The organism is Kaistia defluvii (assembly GCF_040548815.1).
GTDB classification, from domain to species: Bacteria; Pseudomonadota; Alphaproteobacteria; order Rhizobiales; family Kaistiaceae; genus Kaistia; species Kaistia defluvii_A.
In genome coordinates this window covers 295984-313987 of the sequence record NZ_JBEPSM010000003.1, presented here as the reverse complement: position 1 = coordinate 313987, position 18004 = coordinate 295984, and the positions used below count along the sequence as shown (strand labels likewise).

Sequence of the window (18004 nt, the reverse complement as noted above, 5' to 3'; positions counted from 1 at the left end):
CCGGCGCGTCACAATGTTTCGACGCGTCCCGGCGTCACCGTGAAAATCTGCGCCGAATCCGGCAATTCGGCAAACAGGGCCGGATCGGCCCCCGTCATGAACACCTGTCCGCCGAGCCTGTCCAGTGCCTCGAACAGGGCCGCGCGGCGGCGCTGGTCGAGATGGGCGGCGATCTCGTCCAGCAGGACGATCGGCGCCAGCCCGCTCATCCGCGCCACCAGCCTGGCATGCGCCAGCACGATGCCGACGAGAAGCGCTTTCTGCTCGCCGGTCGAGGCACGGCCGGCGGGTACGTCCTTCGGTCCGTGGCGAACGACGAGGTCGCTCGCCTGCGGCCCGATCAGCGTTCGCCCGGCGGCGCGGTCACGCGCCCGGCCGTTGCGGAGGGCGGCGCGATAGCGATCCTCGGCCTCGACCGCCGGCCCCTGGCCGATCCAGCCTTCGACATCGCCCTCCAGCGCCAGCACGGCGAAGGGAAAGGGCGAACCGTCGTCGCGCTCCTCGGCGATCAGACCGGCAAGCCGTTCCGCCGTCTCCTTGCGGGCGGCGGCGACCGCGACGCCGATCTCGGCGATCTCGGCTTCCAGCCCGTCGAGCCAGGCCCTGTCGGGCGACGGGTCTTCCAAAAGGCGATTGCGGCCCCGCACCGCCTTCTCGAAGGAATTGACCCGGGTGCCATGCTGCGCATCGACCGCCAGGACCAGGCGATCGAGAAAGCGGCGACGGTCACCGGCGGGGCCTGTAAACAGGCCATCCAGCGCCGGCGTCAGCCAGACGATACGCAGATATTCGGCGAAAGCGGTGGCGGAGGAAACCGGCGCGCCATCGATGCGGCAGCGGCGCGACGGCGGCTGGCCGTCCAGCGCCGTGCCCAGCCGGACGGGGCCATTCGCCGTATCGAAATCGACCGCGACGACGAAGCCGCCGCCTCCGCCGATCCGCGACATCTCGGCCATGTCGGCGCGGCGCAGGCCGCGGCCCGGCGACAGCAGCGAGATCGCTTCGAGCAGATTGGTCTTGCCGGCGCCATTCTCGCCCGAAAGGGCGACCAGGCGACCGGAGATGGCGACATCGAGACGGCTATAGGAGCGGAAGTCGGCCAGCGTCAGCCGCGTGATGCGCGGCTGGCCGGCCTCGGCCGTGAGGCTCACACGCGCATCGGCATCAGGACGTAGAGCGCGTCCTCGTCGCCGTCATCCTGGATCAGCGTCGGCGAGCCGGGATCGGCCAGCTTGAACAGCGCCGTGCCGGTCTTGAGCTGGCCGGCGATGTCGAGCAGGTAGCGCGAATTGAAGCCGATATCGATGGGATCGGCGGCATAGTCGACGTCGAGCTCTTCCGTCGCCGAACCCGAATCCGGGTTGTTGACGGTAAGCGCCAAGCGACCTTCCGACGACAGCGACAGCTTGACCGCACGGCCGCGCTCGCTGGCGATGGTCGAGACGCGGTCCACGGCGTTGGAGAAGGTGCCGCGATCGACCTTGAGGAGCTTGTCATTGCCCTGCGGGATGACGCGGGCATAGTCGGGGAAGGTGCCGTCGATCAGCTTCGAGGTCAGGACCACAGCGCCGAACGAGACGCGGATCTTGGTCTCGGACAATTCGATGGTCGCGACTTCTTCCGAGCTTTCGAGCAGCTTCTGGATCTCGCCGACCGCCTTGCGCGGCACGATCACGCCTGGCATGCCTTCGGAGCCGATCGGCGCATTGGTCTGCGCCCGGGCCAGGCGGTGGCCATCGGTCGCGACCGCACGCAGCACCGTGCGGCCTTCGATCGTCGGCGTGTGCAGGTAAATGCCGTTCAGATAATAGCGGGTCTCTTCCGTCGAGATCGCGAACTGGGTGCGATCGATCAACGTCTTGAAGCCCGAGGCCGGCATTTCGAAGCGGATCGGGAACTCGCCCGTGGTCAGGTCCGGGAAATCGGTCTCCGGCAGCATCTGTAGCGAGAAGTTGGAGCGGCCCGAGCGAACCGTCAGCGTCTGGCCATCGGCCGACGTCTCCAGCACCACTTCCGAGCCGTCCGGCAGCTTGCGCACGATGTCATAGAGCATATGCGCTGGCACGGTGGTCGCGCCCGGGCGGCCGACATCGGCGGCAATGGTTTCCAGGATCTCGAGATCGAGATCGGTCGCCTTCAGCGTCAGTTCCGAGCCAGAGGCGCGGAGCAGGACGTTGGAGAGGATCGGGATCGTGTTCCGCCGTTCGACCACGCGATGAACGTGGTTGAGGGACTTCAGGAGGTTGGATCGCTCGAGGGTCGCTCTCATGAAACGCAGGAACCTTGATAGAAAAGCCGCGCAGATGGCGCGGCACCGACATAAGGCGGACAGAGCGTCCGGTACGGACCGTGGAAATTGGCTTGTTCGAGCCCGGAACGCAAGGCCCCCTCGACAATCGGCCGGGGGCGACGCGGAAGGCCGGAATAAGAAAAGGCCGGCGGAGATCCCGCCGGCCCCTAGGCAGACCGACTATTCGTCGATCATGCGCTTCAGCAACTCGATCTCTTCCTTCAGATGCTGGTCTCCCTGCATCATCTCCTCGACCTTGCGCACGGCGTGCAGCACCGTGGTGTGGTCGCGACCTCCGAAGCGGCGGCCGATTTCCGGCAGCGAGCGCGGGGTCAGCGTCTTGGACAAATACATAGCGATTTGACGAGGACGCACGATGGTGCGGGTGCGGCGGCTCGAGAGCAGGTCGGCCTTCGACACGTTGTAGTGGCGCGAGACGACCTTCTGGATGTCCTCGATCTTGACCCGGCGCGGCTCGGAGGCGCCGACGAGATCGCGAAGCGTGATCTCGGCCGAATTCATCGTCACCGGCTGGTTGGTGAACTGCCACTGCGCCACGAGGCGGTTCAGCGCGCCTTCCAGGTCGCGGCCGTTCGAGACGACCGACTGGGCGACATATTCGATGACCGTCTCGGGAACGTCGACGCCCGGATTCTGCGACTGCGCGATCGCATAGCGTGACTTCAGTATATCGCGGCGCAGATCCAGATCCGGCGAGCCGATCTCGAAGGCGACGCCGCCGCGAAGGCGCGAGCGAACGCGCTCGTCCAGCGTCTCCAGCTCGGCCGCGGGACGGTCCGCCGCCACCACCACCTGGCGCGCGCCGTCGATCAGCGCATTCAGCATGTGGCAGAACTCCTGCTGCACCGACTTGCCCTGCAGGAACTGCAGATCGTCGATCAGCAGCAGATCGATATCGCGCAGGTTTTCCTTGAAGGCGATCGCCGACTGGTTCTTCAGCGCCGCTACGAAGCGGAACATGAAGTGCTCGGCGGTCAGGTAGACGACCTTGCGGCTCGGATCGGCGCGGCGCGCCGCCTGGGCGACGGCATGCAGCAGATGCGTCTTGCCGCGGCCGACACCGGCGTGAAGGTAAAGCGGGTTATAGGGCGTCGGCCGGCCGGCCGGCGTCTCGGCGACGGCGCGGGCGGCGGCATAGGCAACGCGGTTGGCGCCGCCCTCGCAGAAGGTCTCGAAGGTGAAGCGCGGATCGACCGGCGAGCCGGCGCCATCGGCCTCGATGCGGGCGGGGCTTGCCTGCATCAGGACCGGGGCAGCACTGGCTGCGGGAATGAAGGTCGGCGTCGGATTGGCGGCGACGCTCGCCACGGCCGGCTTGTCGACCTTGGCGGGAGCGCGCGCCCGGACGGCGCCGCGCACGATCAGCTCGACCCGGCGGACGCTGTCGACTTCCGCCGCCCAGAGACCGAGCAGCTTGTCGAAATAATGCGCCTGGATCCAGGATTTCAGAAACCGGGTCGGCACCGAAAGGTTGACGGATGCGCCATCGGCGCCTTCGAACTCAACACGCGCAAACCAGCTGGAGAAGACGTCCTCGCCCAGTTCCGTCCGGAGCCGCGTCTTGACGCGCTCCCACAGCACCGCATCGGCACGCCCGCTCATCGGCTGAACCTCGTCGACGGCGATAGCCCGCAAGGCCGAAGCCCCCGATCCGAATTCGCCAGTCCTGTCGTCGCGCATCTGAGCCCCTCTCGTAACGATTGGCATCTAATCATGATTGGACCCAAGGCAGTCCCGCGGCTTTCCAGCCATCCACGGAACCACGATGTCGGCCCTCGTCCAGCGGCCCTTCAAAGCCGCCGGCAATGTTGAAGCACCGGTCGAAACCGGCATCGGCCAGAGCGTTCGCTGCCGCGAGGCTGCGCGCGCCGGACCGGCACAGAAAATACAAGGCCGTCTCGCGACCGACGCCGCGTCGGTCCAGTTCGGCCGCGAGCACCTCGGCGAAGTCGGCGTTGACCGCCATCGTCGGGTAGCTCTGCCACTCCACCAGCAGCGTCTCCTTGCCGATGGCGCTCAGGTCGACGATGCCGACATAAGCCCACTCGGCCCGGGTCCGCACATCGATGAGCATCGATTGCGGCTCGCTGGAAAGACCTTCCCAAGCCTCATCGGCCGAAACGTCGCCGGCGAAGCTGCCGGCAGGCGAACGAGACATACTGCCCCCTCACGCACATGACCGGCGGGTCACGCACTATGTAAAACGCTCGTTGATACAGGGTGGTGGAGGTTCTTCCAGAACGCGGAAGCAGTTAAATACGCAAAAACACTACATATAGAGCAAACTTAATGTTCGCGATTTCACTGCCTTAGCGCCCCTAAACTCTCAGAGGCGAGAAACGCCTGCTTGAATAAATGCCGGATCACCCCTCCGGCGGACGACGACTTTTGCTGTCGTGTCCATGAAGGGGAAAATACACAGCGGGTTGGTGGCTCGCAACGGCGCAACGCCAAGATTCGCCCGCGCCCCGGCGCCGCAGCCCCTGGGTCCCACCCCATACCCCCCTCCAGCCCGTCCGAATCCCTTACGACTCAAAGGGTTCAGATGGCGGCGGCGGGGCCGGAGAAAAGATCCGAAGCAGGCGAAAAATATTCGACCCGCGGCCCTTGACTCGACTGGAATCCCGCCGAGTCGATGACGGCCATGCCGACCGCCCGATAAGCCTTTGATTTTGCTCACTAAATGATGCGAAGCAGTCTGGCCTGCCGCGCTTCCGCAATGGCTATAACGGCATTTCTGAGGCAGGGCAGACACTTACCCGCATAACAAAAAAGCCCGGCCGAAGCCGAGCTTTTGTCAATCCCCAGAAGTCTGCAGATCAGGCAGAAATCGCCTTCACGCGCGCTGCGAGGCGCGAAACCTTGCGGGAAGCGGTATTCTTGTGCAGCACGCCCTTCTGGGCAGCGCGCATCAGTTCCGGCTGGGCGTTCTTGAGCGCCTCGGCGGCAGCGGCGGCGTTGCCGGACGCGATCGCCTCTTCAACCTTGCGCACATGCGTGCGCATGCGGCTGCGGCGATTGCGGTTGACCTCGGCACGGCGAGCAATCTTGCGGGTCGCCTTCTTGGCGGACGGCGTATTGGCCATGAGGGGCCTTCCTGAAAAAGCGGTTCGTTGGACTTTCCGTGCCACGAACCCAGAGGAGTTCAGGCTAAACGGAAGAGGCAGCTTCGCGGCCGCCCCGGGTTCATGGGCGGCTTATAATCATCTGCCCGCGCGCCGTCAATCGGGAAGCGCAGGATTCAGCGGTTGCGGAACGCCGCGGGGCGCTTGTCGAGGAACGCCGCCATTCCCTCGCGCGCGTCCTCGGTCGCGAACAGCGAATGGAACAGCCGCCGCTCGGTGCGGATGCCCTCGGCGAGCGGGCTTTCGAAGGCGCGGTTGACCGCCTCCTTGGCCATCAGCACGGACGGCCGCGACAGGCCGGCAATCTTCTGCGCGGCGGCGATCGCCTGGTCGACCAGTTCCGCGGCCGGCACGACGCGCGACACCAGGCCGATCCGCTCGGCCTCGGCCGCGTCGATCATCCGGCCGGTCAGCACCATGTCCATGGTCTTGGCCTTGCCGACCGAACGGGCGAGACGCTGGGTGCCGCCGGCGCCGGGCATCAGGCCCAGCGTGATCTCCGGCTGGCCGAACTTCGCGTTGTCAGCCGCGATGACAAGATCGCACATGAGCGCCAGTTCGCAGCCGCCACCCAGCGCGAAGCCCGCCACCGCCGCCACGACCGGCTTGCGGACGGCCGCGAGGCGTTCCCAGCGGGCGACGAAATCATCCAGGAAGACGTCGACATAGCCGAGCGCCTGCATCTCCTTGATATCGGCGCCGGCGGCGAAGGCTTTTTCCGAGCCGGTCAGCACGATGGCGCCGATGGCGTCATCCGCCTCGAACGCATCGAGCGCCGCGTTCAGGTCGGCGATCAGCTGGCGGCTCAGCGCATTCAGCGCCTTTGGCCGGTTCAGCCGGATCAGGCCGACGCCGGCATGGGTCTCGACCAGGACGGTCTCGTAGGTCGCGTCTTCGGACGGCGTGATCTTCGACGACATGGCGCGCTCCCGCATTCGGCTGGCCGCCCTCCCGCGAAGGGGCAAATCAGCAGGGCGACCGTGCCGCAGGCCTAACGGACCCAGGCCCGGCATTCAAGCGGCGCGCCGGGCGCCGCCGCCGTTCCGGCTCATTTCTGACAGACAGGGCAGTAGAAGGTGGAGCGGCCGGACTGCACCTTGCGGGCGATCACGCCGGAACAACCGGGCGTCGGGCAGGGTTCGCCTTCGCGGTCATAGACGCGGAAGGAATGCTGGAAATAGCCGAGTTCGCCATTCGCCTGGCGATGATCGCGCAGCGACGAGCCGCCGGCGGCGATGGCGGCGGCCAGGACCTCGCGGATCGAGGTGGCGAGCCGCTCCGCCGATTTGGCCGTCAGCGACCCCGCGCTCTTCTCCGGCGACAGGCCGGACATATGCAGCGCCTCGCAGACATAGATATTGCCGAGGCCGGCGATCAACCGCTGGTCGAGCAGGGCTGCCTTCAGCGGCGTCTTCTTGCCCCGGAACAAAGCGTGCAGCGCCTTGCCATCGAAGGCATTGCCGACCGGCTCGATGCCGAGGCCGACGAGATGACGGGCCGCCTCGATCTCCGCGCGGGCGACCAGATCCATGAAGCCGAAGCGGCGCGGGTCATTATAGATGACGCGCTTGCCGTTCGAGAGATGGAACACGACGTGGTCATGCGCGGCGGCTTTTCCGCGCGGATGATGGAATTCGCCCGGTGTCTCGGGATCGGCGCCCGGACCGTCCTCGATCCGGAACGAGCCCGACATGCCGAGATGCATGATCAGCACCGCGCCATCGTCGAGATCGGCGAGCAGGTATTTCGCGCGCCGGCCGAGCCCTTCGATCCGCCGTCCTGTCAGCCTTTCGGCGAAGCGTTCCGGAAAGGGAAAGCGCAGGTCGGGCCGGCGCTGCTCCAGCCGTTCGATCACCGCGCCCTCCATGGCGGGGGCGAGGCCCTGGCGGACGGTTTCTACCTCGGGAAGTTCTGGCATTTAGGCTGCGTCAACTCTGCGGGTATGGGGGCCGTGGCGCGCTGGATGCGCATCAGGTATCAAGGACTTCGATTTTCCCAGATCGGGCGGTGGTCGCCGCATTCGCGGGCTTTCCCGCACCGCGATCGCTGGCTCACATGCGTAATATAAGGAGTGGGACGCCATGGCGACCGAATCTCGCAGCGAGACGCCCGAAAAGGGCCGCGCCTCCTTCGGATTCCGCGATGTCGACGTCGATGCCAAGCAGGGCATGGTCAACGACGTCTTCCACAAGGTGGCCTCGCGCTACGATCTGATGAACGATCTGATGTCGGCCGGCCTGCACCGCATCTGGAAGGATGCGATGGTGTCGTGGCTGACGCCGCCGCGCAACCGGCCGTTCGAGGTGCTGGATGTCGCCGGCGGCACCGGCGATGTGTCGTTCCGCATCGTCGAGCGCTCGCAGAAATCGGCGACCGCGACGGTCTGCGACATCAACGGCTCGATGCTGGAAGTCGGCCGCGAGCGCGCGCAAAAGCGCGGCCTCGCCGACCATGTCAGCTTCGTCGAGGGCAATGCCGAGGAACTCCCCTTCGAGAGCAACCGCTTCGACGCCTATACGATCGCCTTCGGCATCCGCAACGTACCGCGCATCGACCAGGCACTGAAGGAAGCCTACCGGGTTCTGAAGCCCGGCGGCCGCTTCCTCTGCCTGGAATTTTCCGACGTCGACGTGCCCGGCCTCGACAAGGTCTATAATTTCTATTCGTTCAACGTCATTCCGGCGATGGGCAAGGCGGTTGCCGGCGACAGCGAGAGCTATCGCTACCTGGTCGAATCGATCCGCCGCTTCCCGCATCAGGAGCGCTTTGCCGAGATGATCCGCCAGGCCGGTTTCACCAAGGTCTCCTATCGCAATCTGACGGGCGGCATCGCCGCCATTCACTCGGGCTGGAAAATCTGACGCAATGGCGCTCGGCATAGCCGCCCTTTTCCGCCTCGCCGCGGCCGGTTTCGTTCTGGCGCGCGAAGGCGCGTTCAGCCTCGTCGATATCGATGATCTGCCCTCCGGCGCGCGCCTCGGCGTCCGGCTCGGCCGGCTGGTCGAGCGCCGCTCGGCGCTCGTCGCCGATCGCGGCGAGCGGATCACCGCCGCCCTCAACAGGCTCGGCCCTTCCTATGTGAAGCTCGGCCAGTTCATGGCGACCCGGCCCGACTTCGTCGGCGAGGATGTCGCCGATGCGCTGGGACGGCTCCGTGACGAGATCGAGCCCTTCGGCGAGCCGGCGGCGCGTGTCGTCATCGAGAAGAATTTCGGCAAGCCGGTCGAGGCGATCTTCGCCAATTTCTCGCCGCCGATCGCCGCCGCCTCCATCGCCCAGGTGCACAAGGCCGACGTGATCGAGGCCGACGGCACGTTGCGCGCCGTGGCCGTCAAGGTGCTGCGCCCCGGCGTGCGCAGCCGCTTCCGTCGCGATCTCGAGACCTTCTATGCCGGCGCCCATCTGGTCGAGCGGCTCGATCCGGCCATGCAGCGGCTGAAGCCGCTCGCCGTGGTCGACACGCTGGCGCGCTCCGTCTCGATGGAGATGGATTTGCGCCTTGAAGCAGCGGCGCTTTCCGAAATGGCCGAGCGCACCCAGGGCGACCCCGGTTTTCGCGTGCCCAAGGTCGATTGGGCCCGCACGGCGCGCGACGTGCTGACATTGGAATGGATCGATGGCGTCAAGCTTTCCGATCCCGCCGGCATCGAGGCGGCCGGCCATGACCGCAAGGCGGTCGCGCGACGGCTGATGCAGGCTTTCCTGCGCCACGCCATGCGCGACGGCTTCTTCCATGCCGACATGCACCAGGGCAATCTGTTCGTCGATGCGGCCGGCGATGTCGTCGCGGTCGATTTCGGCATCATGGGACGGCTCGGTCAGGCCGAGCGGCGCTTCCTCGCCGAGATTCTCTACGGCTTCATCCGCCGCGACTATCTGCGCATCGCCGAAGTGCACATGGAGGCTGGCTACGTGCCGGCCCGCCACGCGCCGGAAGATTTCGCCCAGGCGCTGCGCGCCATTGGCGAGCCGATCCACGGCCAGCCGGCCAGCGACATCTCGATGGCCAAGCTGCTGACGCTGCTGTTCGAAGTGACCGAACTGTTCGACATGCAGACGCGGCCGGAACTTCTCATGCTGCAGAAGACCATGGTCGTCGTCGAGGGCGTCGCCCGCTCGCTCGACCCCACCTTCGACATGTGGGACGCTTCCGAGCCCGTGGTGCGCGAATGGATCGAGCGCAATCTCGGGCCACTTGGCAAGCTTGAACAAGCCGGCACCGGCATCGCCGATCTCGGCCGCGCCGTCACCAGCCTGCCGACCATGCTGCAGCATGGCGCCCGGATCGCCGCGCAATTGAGCGACGCGACCCGCGACGGCATCACCCTTTCGCCGGAAACCGTCGAGGCGATCGGCCGGGCCGAGGGCCGGGGCAATCGCTGGCTGACCATCGGCGTCTGGGTGGCGGTTGTGCTGCTCGCCTGGAATATGTTCACGTAGCTCTGGCCTTCGCGCACCGCGCGGAGACGACAGCGGGGAAGCATCATGGCGCATTCGGACGCGACGCTTCGGGACAAGCGGATCCTGCTCGTCATCGCCGGCGGCATCGCCGCCTATAAGAGCCTCGACCTGATCCGCCGCCTCAAGGAGCGCGGCGCCACGGTCCGCGTGGTGATGACGCGCGGCGCGCAGGAATTCATCACGCCGCTCGCGGCCGGCGCGCTCGCCGGCGGCACCGTCTATACCGAGCTGTTCGACCGGGAATCCGAGCAGGATGTCGGCCATATAAGGCTGGCCCGCGAGGCCGACCTGATCGTCGTCGCCCCCGCCACCGCCGATCTGCTGGCCAAGATGGCGGGCGGCCATGCCGACGACCTCGCCAGCGCGATTCTGCTCGCGACCAAGCTGCCGGTGCTCGTCGCCCCGGCGATGAACCCGGCCATGTGGGCGCATCCCGCAACCCAACGCAACATCGCGACCCTGATCGCCGACGGCATCCGGCTCGCCGGCCCCGAGCGCGGCGAGATGGCCGAGAGCGGCGAGGCCGGCACCGGGCGGATGTCCGAGCCGCTCGCCATCGTCGCCGCCGTCGAAGCGCTTCTGGCGGGCGATAGTGGCACGACCACCACCGCCAAGCCCTTGTTGGGAAAGCACGTTCTGGTGACGGCGGGGCCAACGCACGAGCCGATCGATCCCGTCCGCTACATTGCCAATCGCTCCTCCGGCAAGCAGGGCTTTGCCATCGCGGCCGCGGCGGCCGCTGCCGGTGCCCGCGTGACGCTGGTCGCCGGACCCGTCGGATTGGCGGACCCCGAGGGCGTCTCGGTCCGCCGGGTCGAGACGGCGCGCGACATGCTCGCCGCCGTCGAGATCGCGCTTCCCGCCGATATCGCCATCTTCGCCGCCGCCGTCGCCGACTGGCGGCCGGCGCATGAGGCGGGCTCGAAGCTGAAGAAGGATGGCAGCGGTATTGTGCCGCCGCTGCACGTCACCGAGAATCCCGACATCCTCTCGACCATCGCGCACCGCCGGGATGGCCGGCCGGGCCTCGTCGTCGGCTTTGCCGCCGAGACCGACGATGTGCTTGAAAATGCGCGGAAAAAGCTGGGTCGCAAGGGTGCCGACATCATCGTCGCCAACGATGTTTCGCCGGCGAATAACGTCATGGGCGGCGCCGCCAACACCGTGCATCTGGTGACGCCGGAGGGGATCGAAAGCTGGCCGCAGCTGCCGAAGGATGAGGTCGCCCGCCGCCTGGTGCACTGGATCGCCGGCCGCCTGCCGCCGACCGCCTGAACGAGGCTCATCATCCGCGCCCTCCTGACCCTCCTTCGCTGGATCGGACGACTGCTCCTCTGGCTGCTGATCGCGCTCACCGCGGCGCTGGCCGGCATGGCGTTCTGGTACCAGCTGCCGCTGCCGCCAATTGCCGCGAAGATCGCCATCGGCGCCTGGGGCCTGTTCGCACTTGGCGTGCTTTACCTTGATATTACAAGGCGTTCGTGGATCGTTCGCGGCGTCTATGGGCTGGCGCTGATCGCGGCGCTGCTCTGGTGGACGAGCATCAAGCCGAGCTTCGATCACGAATGGGCGCCCGACGTTGCGTACATCGTCACCGGCACGCGCGACGGCGACATCGTCACGCTGACGAACGTTCGCAACTTCGACTGGCAGACCGAGACCCAGTTCACGCCGCGCTGGGAAACGCGATCCTACGACCTGTCGAAAATCGAATCCGTCGACCTGTTCCTGTCTTATTGGGCGGGACCGGCGATTGCCCACACGCTTGTCTCCTTCGGTTTCGAAGACGGACAACATGTTGTTTTCTCAGCCGAAATCCGCAAGGAGAAGGGCGAGAGCTTCTCCTCGATCGGCGGCTTCTTCAAGGAGTTCGACCTGGCGCTGATCGCCGCCGACGAGCGCGACATCATCCGCCTCAGAACCAACATCCGGGGAGAGGACGTCTATCTCTATCCCGTGCAGATGCCGAAGGCCGGCATGCGGGAACTGTTCCTGTCCTATCTCGATACCGGCAATCACCTGGCCGAGGTGCCGACCTTCTACAATACGGTCACCACCAACTGCACGACGGTGGTTTTCCGCCTGCTGCGCGCGCTCGACCCGGCGCTGCCCTTCGATTACCGCATCCTGCTGTCCGGCTATCTGCCGAGCTATATCTATCAGAATCAAGGCTTTAAGTCGGGCCTGACCGAGGCCGAGTTCCGCCGACGGGCCGCCGTCAGCGCGCTCGGCATCGCCGCCGGCGACAGCCCCGGCTTCTCCCGCGCCATCCGGGTTAACAGCCTCCCCTCCCGTTAACCCCTCGTTAGCCTTCCGTTGCATTTGAGGACCTTGCCGTGCCGCACCAGCCGACCATCGAACTGAAGGTGCTCGATCCGCGCCTCGAGGCCTGGGGCATGCCCGCCTATCAGAGCGACATGGCGGCGGCGATCGACCTGCGCGCCGCGATCGACGCCCCCCTCTCGATCGAGCCCGGCTCGCCGGCCGTGCTGATCCCCAGCGGCCTGTCGCTGTTCATCCGCGATCCGTTCGTCGCCGCGATGATCCTGCCCCGCTCCGGCCTCGGCCATAAGACGGGCCTGGTGCTCGGCAATTCGACCGGGCTGATCGACGCCGACTATCTCGGCCCGATCCTGGTCAGCGTCTGGAACCGCAACGCCATAGGCACCGCGCCAATCGAGATTCAACCGGGCGACCGCATCGCGCAGATGATGTTCGTGCCGGTGGTGCGGCCGCGCTTCGAGGTGGTCAGCGAGTTCTCGGCCGAAACGACGCGCGGCGCCGGCGGCTTCGGCTCGACCGGCGGCCAATAGCGAGGCTCGACCCGGCCGGCCGGCTGGACTAGGATTTCGCCCACAAGAGCAACGGGTTGAGGAGACGACCAATGGCGGATGACAAGAAGCGCGGGCGCGGCAAGATCTATGCGTCGATCACCGACACGGTCGGCGACACGCCGATCGTCCGGCTCGACCGCCTTGCGAAGCAGAAGGGCGTGCAGGCCCATCTGCTGGCCAAGCTCGAATTCTTCAACCCGATCGCTTCCGTCAAGGACCGCATCGGCGTCGCCATGGTCGACGCGATGGAGGCCGCCGGCACGATCACGCCCGGAAAGACCACGCTGATCGAGCCGACCTCGGGCAATACCGGCATCGCCCTCGCCTTCGTCGCGGCGGCGCGCGGCTACCGGCTGATCCTGGTCATGCCGGAGACGATGTCGATCGAGCGGCGCAAGATGCTGAAGCTGCTCGGCGCCGAACTGGTCCTGACCGAGGGGCCGAAGGGCATGAAGGGCGCGATCGCCCGCGCCGAAGAACTGAAGGCGGAGATCGGCGACGCCGTCATCCCGCAGCAGTTCCAGAACCCGGCCAACCCGCAGATCCACCGCGAAACCACGGCGGAAGAGATCTGGAACGATACCGATGGCGGCATCGACATCCTGATCTCCGGCATCGGCACCGGCGGCACCATCACCGGCGTCGGCCAGGCGCTGAAACCGCGCAAGCCGTCGCTCAAGGTCATCGCGGTCGAGCCGGTCGAAAGCCCTGTGCTCTCCGGCGGCGCGCCCGGCCCGCACAAGATCCAGGGCATCGGCGCCGGCTTCATCCCCGGCGTGCTCGATACGACGATCTATGACGAGATCGTGCAGATCGCCAGCGCCGAGGCGCTGGAGACGGCGCGCGAAGTGGCGCGGGTCGAGGGCATCCCGGTCGGCATTTCGTCCGGCGCCGCGGTCGCCGCAGCCCTGAAGGTCGGCGCACGTCCGGAAAATGCCGGCAAGAACATCGTCATCATCATCCCCTCCTTCGCCGAGCGCTATCTGTCGACCGCTCTGTTCGAAGGTCTGGAATAGGACTCGGCCTGCCGCTCTCGCGTTCACGGGATAAGGGGCTGGGGTGAGGGTTTTCCCTCAGCCTGCAAGCAAGCCCCTCACCCAACCCTCTCGCGCAGCCAAGCGAGGGGTTTTCGGACGGCGCGTTTGGATCGGGCGTGCGGTCTGAACGGAGATCGGTGCGTAAGGGGCGAGGCTCGACCTGCCCCCTCTCCCGTTCACGGGAGAGGGCTGGGGTGAGGGTTTTTCCCTCAACCCCTACGCGAAACGCCTTATCTCTCTCTCATGGCAGAGAGCAAAACGGCGCCGTATCCAACTCCGGCGCGTCCGCGCGAAGTCGGGATCCATGCAGCTTCCCAAAGCAGTCGGCTGAATGGATCCCGGGTCAAGCGCGGGATGACGGCGAGTGTGGGGGCCCAGGTCATTGCGAGGCGGGAGCCTTCACCTCTCCCTGAGGGAGAGGTCGACGGCCGGAGGCCGGCGGGTGAGGGGTTGAGGCCTCACCGGATAGATCGCATCCCCTCACCCGGAGCTTCGCTCCGACCTCTCCCCATGGGAGAGGTGAAGCAAGGTCCCTCGCCATCAGCGCCATAAAAAAGGCCGGCGCGAAAGCCGGCCTCTCTTTTTTGGCGAAACAGAAAAGTCTCAGACCCAGCCGCCGTCGACGACGTAGCTCTGGTTGGTACAGCCGGAGGCCTCGTCGGAGGCGAAGAACAGCACCGGCTTGGCGATGTCGTCCGGGTAGAGCTTGCGCTTCAGGCACTGCTTGTTCATCAGGTCGGCTTCGGCTTCCGGGGTCAGCCAGAGGTCGATCTGGCGCTGGGTCATGATCCAGCCCGGGACGACACAGCAGACGCGGATGTTGAACGGCCCGAGGTCGCGCGCCAGGCCGCGGGTGAGGCCCTGCACGGCCGACTTCGCCGAGGTGTAGGCCGGCATGCCACCCTGGCCGATCATCCAGGAGGTCGAGCCCATGTTGATGATGGCGCCGCCGCCGGCTGCCTTCATGTCCTCGGCCACGGCCTGGGCCGCGAAGAACTGGTGGCGGATGTTGACCTGGTAGCGCTCGTCCCAATATTCGGGCGTCACGTCTTCCAGCTTGTGGCGCTGGTCGTGCGCGGCGTTGTTGACCAGGATGGTGATCGGGCCGAGCTTCTGGCGCACATTCTCGATCGACTGGCGCAGCGCCGCGATGTCGCGCAGGTCGCACTTCTCGAAATGCACGGTGCCGGTGGCGGAAAGCTCCTTCACCAGCGCCTCGGAGGCTTCGGCGTTGATATCGAGGAAGCCGACTTTAGAGCCTTGCGCGACGAAGTGGCGAACGATGGCTTCGCCGATTCCGCTGCCGCCGCCGGTGATGAGCACGGTCCGGCCCTTGAGGCTCGGATAAATGGCGCCGCTGGTCATGAGGTTTTCCGTCCCTGAAACGATCCGTCTTCGCCGGCTCTGCCGGCCCGCGCCTGTTTTAGGCCAAACCGGATAGGAGAGGAATCGAAATTTGAGGGGCGCACGTCAGAATGCGGCGCCCCTGCCCCGGTGGCCGCTCGGATCACAGCAGCGCGGCGTCCGGTGCGGCCTTGACCGGGACTTTCAGATACCGCACGCCATTGCTTTCGGCGGCGGGCATCCGGCCGGCGCGGATGTTGACCTGGATCGAGGGCAACAGCAGCGTCGGCGCCGACAGGGTCGCGTCGCGGCTCTCGCGCATGGCGACGAACTTCTCCTCGCTGGTCCCGGCGCCGACATGCACATTGCCGTCGCGCTGCGCCTGCACCGTGGTCTCCCAGGCATAGTGATCGCGGCCGGGCGCCTTGTAGTCATGGCACATGAACAGCCGCGTCTCGCCCGGCAGCTCCAGCAGGCGCTGGATCGACCGATACAGCGTGCGGGCGTCGCCGCCGGGGAAATCGGCCCGCGCCGTTCCATAATCCGGCATGAACAGCGTGTCGCCGACGAAGGCGGCATCGGCGATACGATAGACGACATCCGCCGGCGTGTGCCCGGGCGTATGCAGCACCGAGGCCTCAAGGTCCCCAATCCGGAAGCGCTCGCCATCCCTGAACAGGTGATCGAAATCGCTGCCATCGGTCTTCAGGTCGGTCGCGTTGAAGACCGGCCGAAAGATGCGCTGCACGTCCTTGATGTGCTCGCCAATGCCGATCGTGGCGCCGGTCTCGGCCTTGATATAGGGGGCGCCCGAGAGATGGTCGGCATGGGCATGCGTCTCCAGCACCCAGACGATATCCCAATCCGCCTCGCGCGCCGCGGCCAGGATGGCGCGGACGGAGCGCAGATCGACCGTTCCGGAGCGCGGATCATAGTCCAGCACCGGATCGATGACGGCGGCCTTCCGGGTCGCCGGGTCGGCGACGAGATAGCTGATGGTGTGGGTCGGTTCATCGAAGAAGGCCCGGATGACGGGCGCGCTGTGGGACGACGACATGATGGTCTCCTTTATCGCTTATGGCTTGACATATATATTAGCGATTACTAATTTAGCAACACCTAATAGACAGGAAGCTTTTCATGCCGCACGACCTCGCCCCCCTGGATCTCGCCGCCTTCGAAGCCAATGCGATGGAAGTCGCCGATCTGCTGCGGGCGCTGGGCAATGAGCGGCGGCTGATGGTGCTCTGCAAGCTCGTCGAGCATGGCGAGATGACCGTCGGCGCGCTCGCGGAGACGGTGGGCCTCAGCCAGTCGGCGCTGTCGCAGCACCTCGCCAAGATGCGCGAGAGCGGCATCGTCACCTCCCGGCGCGACAGCCAGACCATCTGGTATCGCCTCGACGACCCCCGCATCGGCGAACTGATCGCCGTGCTGCACCGGCTCTATTGCCGGACCGAAACCACACCCCAGACCTGACACGAAGGAAAGACCCATGACCTTGAAGGCAATCCCGGCAGACCGGGCGAAGGAACTCGTCGAAGGCGGCGCGCTGCTGGTCGACATCCGCGAGGCGGACGAATTCCGCCGCGAACACATTGCCGGCGCCCGGCCCCGGCCGCTCTCGACGCTGCAGACGCTGGACGTGGAACCCGGTCGTCCCATCATCTTCACCTGCCGCTCCGGGGCGCGCACGACGGCGCATGCCGACCGGCTGGCCGCCGCCGCGCCAAGCGAGGCCTATCGGCTGGAAGGCGGGCTCGACAGCTGGAAGAAGGCCGGCCATGCGGTCGTCGCCGACCGGCGCCAGCCGATCGAGATGATGCGCCAGGTGCAGATCGTGGCCGGCAGCCTGGTCGTGATCGGCGCGCTGCTCGGCGCCCTGGTGCATCCGGCCTTCTTCTGGCTTTCCGGCTTCGTCGGTGCGGGCCTGGTGTTCGCCGGCGTCTCCGGCACCTGCGCCATGGCGCGGATCCTGCGGCTCGCGCCGTGGAACCGCACGCCTTCGACGCTGGCGGGCTGAGTCTAGAGAGATGATCATGCCCAGCCTCTTCACAGACCTGCTCGGCGCCTTCTTCGGCTCGATCGTCGGCTTCGTGCTGGCGCTGGTCGGGGGAGGCGGATCGATCCTCGCCGTTCCGTTCCTCGTCTATGGCGTCGGCGTCGCGTCGCCGCATGTCGCGATCGGCACGGCCACGGTGGCGGTGGCGGCCAGCGCCTTCGCCAATCTCATGCCGCATTGGCGGGCGGGCCGGGTGAAGTGGCGCTGCGGCGCGGTGTTCGCGGCGGCCGGCGTGATCGGCGCGCTGGCTGGCGCGGAGCTCGCCAAGTCGGTCGACGGCCACAAGCTGCTGATGCTGTTCGGCGCGCTGATGATCGTCGTCGGGCTGGTGATGCTGCGCCGGCGCGGCGCCGCCGGCCAGGAAGGGGTTCGCCTGACGGCGGAAACCGCCCGCCATCTGCTGCCGCGCCTGATCGCGACCGGGCTCGGCGTCGGCGGCCTCTCCGGCTTCTTTGGCATTGGCGGCGGCTTTCTCATCGTCCCCGGCCTGATGCTCGCGACCGGCATGCCGCTTACCTTCGCCATCGGCACGTCGCTGGTCGCCGTCAGCGCCTTCGGCGCGGCGACGGCGTCGAGCTATGCCGCCAGCGGCTTGGTCGACTGGCCGCTGGCCTTCGTCTTCGTGCTGGGCGGGGTCGCCGGAGGCCTGGTCGGCGCGGCGGCGGGCCGGCATCTCTCCAGCCGCAAGGCATGGCTCGGCCCGATCTTCGCCGGCGTGGTGATCTCGGTCGGCAGCTATGTGCTGCTGCGCGGCCTGCTTGCCTGAAAGCGGGCGTGCATCCGGACGCCCGTCTCGCTAAGGTCCCGCGCCGCCGGCGTCCGGCCGAAGT

At 66.7% G+C, this 18004-nt stretch carries 18 protein-coding genes; 9 read left to right on the top strand and 9 right to left on the bottom strand.

The window, feature by feature from the left end; all coding sequences use genetic code 11:
* Positions 1 to 8 precede the first annotated feature (8 nt).
* From recF to mutM, 7 genes are all read right to left on the bottom strand, one after another.
* Entirely contained in the window at positions 9 to 1151 is a 1143-nt protein-coding gene (recF, locus tag ABIE08_RS18340) for a DNA replication/repair protein RecF (RefSeq protein ID WP_354553291.1), read from the bottom strand.
* Positions 1148 to 2269, bottom strand: coding sequence for a DNA polymerase III subunit beta (gene dnaN, locus ABIE08_RS18335; RefSeq protein ID WP_354553290.1), 1122 nt, complete (start codon positions 2267 to 2269; stop codon positions 1148 to 1150). The genes recF and dnaN overlap by 4 nt, the downstream gene beginning before the upstream one ends.
* Before the next feature lie 201 nt (positions 2270 to 2470).
* The gene (dnaA, locus tag ABIE08_RS18330; RefSeq protein ID WP_354553608.1) at positions 2471 to 3913 is read right to left on the bottom strand and encodes a chromosomal replication initiator protein DnaA; all 1443 of its coding nucleotides are present in this window, start codon (positions 3911 to 3913) and stop codon (positions 2471 to 2473) included.
* A 109-nt stretch (positions 3914 to 4022) separates the two neighbouring features.
* Positions 4023 to 4469 (bottom strand): rhodanese-like domain-containing protein, encoded by a 447-nt coding sequence (locus ABIE08_RS18325; protein WP_266334366.1) that lies wholly within the window; start codon positions 4467 to 4469, stop codon positions 4023 to 4025.
* Between the two features lie 661 nt (positions 4470 to 5130).
* Positions 5131 to 5397, bottom strand: coding sequence for a 30S ribosomal protein S20 (rpsT, locus tag ABIE08_RS18320; RefSeq protein WP_018182451.1), 267 nt, complete (start codon positions 5395 to 5397; stop codon positions 5131 to 5133).
* Positions 5398 to 5552: 155 nt separating this feature from the next.
* On the bottom strand, positions 5553 to 6356 hold the full coding sequence (locus tag ABIE08_RS18315; RefSeq protein ID WP_354553289.1) for an enoyl-CoA hydratase: 804 nt from the start codon (positions 6354 to 6356) through the stop codon (positions 5553 to 5555).
* Between the two features lie 128 nt (positions 6357 to 6484).
* The gene (gene mutM / locus ABIE08_RS18310) at positions 6485 to 7354 is read right to left on the bottom strand and encodes a bifunctional DNA-formamidopyrimidine glycosylase/DNA-(apurinic or apyrimidinic site) lyase (protein ID WP_354553288.1); all 870 of its coding nucleotides are present in this window, start codon (positions 7352 to 7354) and stop codon (positions 6485 to 6487) included.
* 163 nt (positions 7355 to 7517) lie between these two features.
* Here mutM and ubiE point away from each other — a divergent pair, with 163 nt between their 5' ends.
* From ubiE to cysK, 6 genes are all read left to right on the top strand, one after another.
* Positions 7518 to 8297, top strand: a complete 780-nt coding sequence (gene ubiE, locus ABIE08_RS18305; RefSeq protein ID WP_354553287.1) for a bifunctional demethylmenaquinone methyltransferase/2-methoxy-6-polyprenyl-1,4-benzoquinol methylase UbiE — start codon at positions 7518 to 7520, stop codon at positions 8295 to 8297.
* A 4-nt stretch (positions 8298 to 8301) separates the two neighbouring features.
* Positions 8302 to 9876 carry a 2-polyprenylphenol 6-hydroxylase gene (ubiB, locus tag ABIE08_RS18300; protein ID WP_354553286.1) on the top strand — a complete coding sequence of 525 codons (1575 nt, stop codon included), beginning with the start codon at positions 8302 to 8304 and terminating at the stop codon, positions 9874 to 9876.
* 45 nt (positions 9877 to 9921) lie between these two features.
* Positions 9922 to 11172 carry a bifunctional phosphopantothenoylcysteine decarboxylase/phosphopantothenate--cysteine ligase CoaBC gene (gene coaBC, locus ABIE08_RS18295; protein WP_354553285.1) on the top strand — a complete coding sequence of 417 codons (1251 nt, stop codon included), beginning with the start codon at positions 9922 to 9924 and terminating at the stop codon, positions 11170 to 11172.
* Positions 11173 to 11268: 96 nt separating this feature from the next.
* On the top strand, positions 11269 to 12195 hold the full coding sequence (locus ABIE08_RS18290) for an Lnb N-terminal periplasmic domain-containing protein (protein ID WP_354553284.1): 927 nt from the start codon (positions 11269 to 11271) through the stop codon (positions 12193 to 12195).
* A 38-nt stretch (positions 12196 to 12233) separates the two neighbouring features.
* Positions 12234 to 12710, top strand: coding sequence for a dUTP diphosphatase (gene dut / locus ABIE08_RS18285; protein WP_354553283.1), 477 nt, complete (start codon positions 12234 to 12236; stop codon positions 12708 to 12710).
* Positions 12711 to 12781: 71 nt separating this feature from the next.
* The gene (gene cysK, locus ABIE08_RS18280; protein ID WP_354553282.1) at positions 12782 to 13747 is read left to right on the top strand and encodes a cysteine synthase A; all 966 of its coding nucleotides are present in this window, start codon (positions 12782 to 12784) and stop codon (positions 13745 to 13747) included.
* Positions 13748 to 14371: 624 nt separating this feature from the next.
* On the opposite strand, the gene ABIE08_RS18275 is transcribed toward cysK, so the two are convergent.
* Both ABIE08_RS18275 and ABIE08_RS18270 read right to left on the bottom strand, forming a co-directional pair.
* Complete coding sequence (locus tag ABIE08_RS18275) at positions 14372 to 15133, bottom strand: SDR family NAD(P)-dependent oxidoreductase (RefSeq protein WP_354553281.1); 762 nt, start codon at positions 15131 to 15133, stop codon at positions 14372 to 14374.
* Between the two features lie 142 nt (positions 15134 to 15275).
* On the bottom strand, positions 15276 to 16169 hold the full coding sequence (locus ABIE08_RS18270; RefSeq protein ID WP_354553280.1) for an MBL fold metallo-hydrolase: 894 nt from the start codon (positions 16167 to 16169) through the stop codon (positions 15276 to 15278).
* An 83-nt stretch (positions 16170 to 16252) separates the two neighbouring features.
* On the opposite strand from ABIE08_RS18270, the gene ABIE08_RS18265 reads away from it, so the two are divergent.
* From ABIE08_RS18265 to ABIE08_RS18255, 3 genes are read left to right on the top strand one after another with little or no spacing between them, the layout of a single operon-like run.
* Positions 16253 to 16591, top strand: coding sequence for an ArsR/SmtB family transcription factor (locus ABIE08_RS18265; RefSeq protein ID WP_354553279.1), 339 nt, complete (start codon positions 16253 to 16255; stop codon positions 16589 to 16591).
* A 16-nt stretch (positions 16592 to 16607) separates the two neighbouring features.
* A complete protein-coding gene (locus ABIE08_RS18260; protein WP_354553278.1) occupies positions 16608 to 17135 on the top strand; it encodes a rhodanese family protein in 528 nt (175 codons plus the stop codon).
* A gap of 13 nt (positions 17136 to 17148) precedes the next feature.
* On the top strand, positions 17149 to 17940 hold the full coding sequence (locus tag ABIE08_RS18255) for a sulfite exporter TauE/SafE family protein (protein ID WP_436409581.1): 792 nt from the start codon (positions 17149 to 17151) through the stop codon (positions 17938 to 17940).
* Positions 17941 to 18004 lie beyond the last annotated feature (64 nt).

Coding starts and splice junctions, on each gene's coding strand:
- dnaN (WP_354553290.1), bottom strand. CDS start 2,269: ATGAGAGCGACCCTCGAGCGATCCAACCTCCTGAAGTCCCTCAACCAC.
- dnaA (WP_354553608.1), bottom strand. CDS start 3,913: ATGAGCGGGCGTGCCGATGCGGTGCTGTGGGAGCGCGTCAAGACGCGG.
- ABIE08_RS18325 (WP_266334366.1), bottom strand. CDS start 4,469: ATGTCTCGTTCGCCTGCCGGCAGCTTCGCCGGCGACGTTTCGGCCGAT.
- rpsT (WP_018182451.1), bottom strand. CDS start 5,397: ATGGCCAATACGCCGTCCGCCAAGAAGGCGACCCGCAAGATTGCTCGC.
- ABIE08_RS18315 (WP_354553289.1), bottom strand. CDS start 6,356: ATGTCGTCGAAGATCACGCCGTCCGAAGACGCGACCTACGAGACCGTC.
- mutM (WP_354553288.1), bottom strand. CDS start 7,354: ATGCCAGAACTTCCCGAGGTAGAAACCGTCCGCCAGGGCCTCGCCCCC.
- ubiE (WP_354553287.1), top strand. CDS start 7,518: ATGGCGACCGAATCTCGCAGCGAGACGCCCGAAAAGGGCCGCGCCTCC.
- ubiB (WP_354553286.1), top strand. CDS start 8,302: ATGGCGCTCGGCATAGCCGCCCTTTTCCGCCTCGCCGCGGCCGGTTTC.
- coaBC (WP_354553285.1), top strand. CDS start 9,922: ATGGCGCATTCGGACGCGACGCTTCGGGACAAGCGGATCCTGCTCGTC.
- ABIE08_RS18290 (WP_354553284.1), top strand. CDS start 11,269: ATGGCGTTCTGGTACCAGCTGCCGCTGCCGCCAATTGCCGCGAAGATC.
- cysK (WP_354553282.1), top strand. CDS start 12,782: ATGGCGGATGACAAGAAGCGCGGGCGCGGCAAGATCTATGCGTCGATC.
- ABIE08_RS18275 (WP_354553281.1), bottom strand. CDS start 15,133: ATGACCAGCGGCGCCATTTATCCGAGCCTCAAGGGCCGGACCGTGCTC.
- ABIE08_RS18270 (WP_354553280.1), bottom strand. CDS start 16,169: ATGTCGTCGTCCCACAGCGCGCCCGTCATCCGGGCCTTCTTCGATGAA.
- ABIE08_RS18265 (WP_354553279.1), top strand. CDS start 16,253: ATGCCGCACGACCTCGCCCCCCTGGATCTCGCCGCCTTCGAAGCCAAT.
- ABIE08_RS18260 (WP_354553278.1), top strand. CDS start 16,608: ATGACCTTGAAGGCAATCCCGGCAGACCGGGCGAAGGAACTCGTCGAA.